The organism is Bacteroides sp. HMSC067B03, assembly GCF_001811315.1.
GTDB lineage: Bacteria > Bacteroidota > Bacteroidia > Bacteroidales > Bacteroidaceae > Bacteroides > Bacteroides faecis.
On sequence record NZ_KV804383.1, the window covers coordinates 1 to 644 of the forward strand.

Annotated in this window: 1 protein-coding gene; it reads left to right on the forward strand. The window is 50.0% G+C overall.

Annotated elements, in window-relative coordinates:
• Positions 1 to 644: tyrosine-type recombinase/integrase (locus HMPREF2794_RS15965; protein WP_168166608.1), on the forward strand; the 644-nt coding region annotated here is incomplete at both ends.

Below are 644 nucleotides of genomic sequence, written 5' to 3' on the forward strand. Positions count from 1 at the left end.
CCCCGTAAAGAGGAAGACAAACGGCCGCCACTGCCGGAAGGCTATCTGGAAAAACTTCAGCAAGTGCGTTACAGTGACCATACCGTAAGGGTATATACCTCCTATTTCCGCGATTTCCAACAATATTTCGAGGGGCGTAAGATTGAAACGGTTACCCCCGGCGAGATAAACGACTACCTGCTGTATCTCATCCACGAGAAAAACATATCCTCCTGCCAGCAAAACCAGCGTATCAACGCCATCAAGTTCTATTACGAGAAAGTTCTCGGTCAGGAACGGCGGTGTTACAAGGTGAACCGTGCCAAACGGGAGAAGACGCTGCCCGACGTGTTGAGCAAGGAGGAAATAAAGAAGATACTCGACGTGACGGTGACAGACCTGCGTTTCTTCTGCATGTTCTCCATACTCTATTCCGCAGGGTTGCGCATCAGCGAACTGCTGGAACTGAAACCCGGCGACATCAACGAATCCCGCTCCCTGATACGGGTGCGGCAGGGTAAAGGAAAAAAAGACCGCTACACCCTGCTATCAAAACCGTTGATGAAAAAGCTGACGGAATATAACAGACTATACAAACCGAAAGTGTGGCTTTTTGAACACAGACCGGGCGAACCTTTCACCGAGAGTATCGTGTCGAAACGGCT